Source organism: Flavobacterium sp. UBA4854, assembly GCF_002399805.1.
Lineage (GTDB): Bacteria > Bacteroidota > Bacteroidia > Flavobacteriales > Flavobacteriaceae > Flavobacterium > Flavobacterium ginsengisoli.
Window position 1 is genome coordinate 94,553 of record NZ_DHEI01000080.1, and the last position, 671, is coordinate 95,223.

Annotated in this window: 1 pseudogene; it reads left to right on the forward strand. The window is 44.7% G+C overall.

From position 1 onward, the window contains the following. A pseudogene (locus tag B3J44_RS11345) lies at positions 1-671 on the forward strand (hypothetical protein); the annotation flags it as partial.

Consider the following 671-nt stretch of genomic DNA (forward strand, 5'->3'; position numbering starts at 1 on the left):
AACCTTCCGGCGGGAACTTATACGCTAACTGTTACAGACACCTGCTCTTCACAATCCAATTCTGTTACAATAGGACAGCCTGCGGCAGCTTTAGCTTTAGGCGCGTCTTCTAAAACTGATGCTTCTTGTTTTGGAAAAAGCACTGGTTCTGTAACAGCCGGAACTGTGACAAACGCAATTGGAACTGTAACCTACTCTTGGAAAAATAGTGCAAATGCGGTGGTAGGAACTACTGCAACTGTTTCAAATCTTCCTGCGGGAACTTATACTGTGACCGTTACAGACACCTGTTCTTCACAATCTAATTCTGTTACAATAGGACAGCCTGCGGCGGCTTTAGCTTTAGGCGCGTCTTCTAAAACTGATGCTTCTTGCTTTGGGAAAAGCACAGGTTCTCTAACAGCCGGAACAGTGACAAACGCGATTGGAACGGTAAACTATTCTTGGAAAAATAGCGGAGGAATTGAAGTTGGAACATCAGCAACTGTTTTAAATCTTCCCGCGGGAACTTATACTTTAACTGTTACAGATACCTGTTCTTCACAATCTAATTCTGTTACAATCGGACAGCCTGCGGCGGCGTTAGCTTTAGGCGCGTCCTCTAAAACTGATGCCTCTTGTTTTGGAAAAAGCACTGGTTCTGTAACGGCTGGAACTGTGACAAACGCGAT